We start from the raw sequence: 1,273 nt of genomic DNA on the forward strand, positions 1-1,273 counted from the left end.
TATACCATTGCATCCTACATTCTAACAGTTTAAGTAATGAGATGGATAAATCCTTACTGGATGTAAGGGGATTACCCATAAGTATATTGTAGTAGTGATGAGTTAGGTGCGCCAAATTTTTTATCAAGATACAGAACTAGCGTTTGCTAAGTGTGGGGGCATATGGTATAATATAAACATGGAAAAAGATATATTTACTATTAAGAGAAATACACTTTCATATGGTAGAGGATATGTGTATTCTTTGCAATATCATCTTGTCTGGTGCACGAAATATCGAAAACAGGTCCTGAAAAATGGGATAGACGCAGAATGTAAAAAAATGTTGTATGGGCTTGCGGAGGAATACAAATTTAAGATTCTGGCGATGGAGGTTATGCCAGATCATATTCATTTACTTCTGGATTGCAAACCGCAATTTTTTATATCAGACATGATAAAGATTATGAAGGGGAATCTGGCACGTCAGTTGTTTCTTTCGCATCCGGAATTAAAACAGGAGCTGTGGGGAGGACATTTGTGGAATCCATCGTATTGTGCAGTCACCGTAAGTGACCGAAGCAGGGATCAGGTAGTGGCATACATTGAGGGACAAAAAGAGAAGGAAAAAAGAAAGTAGGAAATTTTATGCAGATTGTATCCAGCTATGGAGTAGAAATTAAAAAAAAAGAATATACCGCTCCGCTCTACGCTGGATATTTTTCGGAGGCAGTTTCCTATCTGATTCCGGTGTATGCAGAGACCTGGGAAGAACTTTCAGAAATCAGAAATCCACAAAAACGCTTTAATGAAGCGGAACATCTGGTACATGAGACAAAAAAGAATCATGCCAGATTTCTGTTTGACCGTCATTTCCCTAAGATGCCATCTTATCTGAGAAGAGCGGCGATTCAACACGCACTTGGAGCCGTGTCCTCCTATCAGACACGCCTTAGTTTGTGGGAAAAGGGAGAACTGAGAGGAAAACCGAAGCTGGTCTGTGAAAATCATGCGATGCCGGTATTTTATCGGGATGTCATGTATAAGGAAGCAGAACCGGGAGAAGATGCGGCACATTTAAAGCTGTTTGATGGGCGGGAGTGGAAGTGGTTTCAGGTAAAATTACTTCATACCGATATGGAATATCTGCGAAAAAAATGGAGTGGTAAAAAGGCATCTGCCCCTACTTTGGAAAGGAAACATCATAAATATTTCCTTCGGTTTTCATACACAGAGGAAGTAAGCTTATCAAAAACAGATGTAAAAGAGCAGGTGATATGCAGCGTTGATTTAG

1 protein-coding gene and 1 pseudogene are annotated in these 1,273 nt (G+C 39.8%); both read left to right on the forward strand.

Annotated elements, in window-relative coordinates:
- Window positions 1-178: 178 nt before the first annotated feature.
- Entirely contained in the window at window positions 179-619 is a 441-nt protein-coding gene (tnpA, locus tag DWX76_RS13685; protein WP_107001913.1) for an IS200/IS605 family transposase, read from the forward strand.
- An 8-nt stretch (window positions 620-627) separates the two neighbouring features.
- Window positions 628-1,273: pseudogene (locus tag DWX76_RS13690) on the forward strand (IS200/IS605 family accessory protein TnpB-related protein); the annotation flags it as partial.

It is taken from the genome of Clostridium sp. AF21-20LB, from assembly GCF_003478795.1.
GTDB lineage: Bacteria > Bacillota > Clostridia > Lachnospirales > Lachnospiraceae > Otoolea > Otoolea fessa.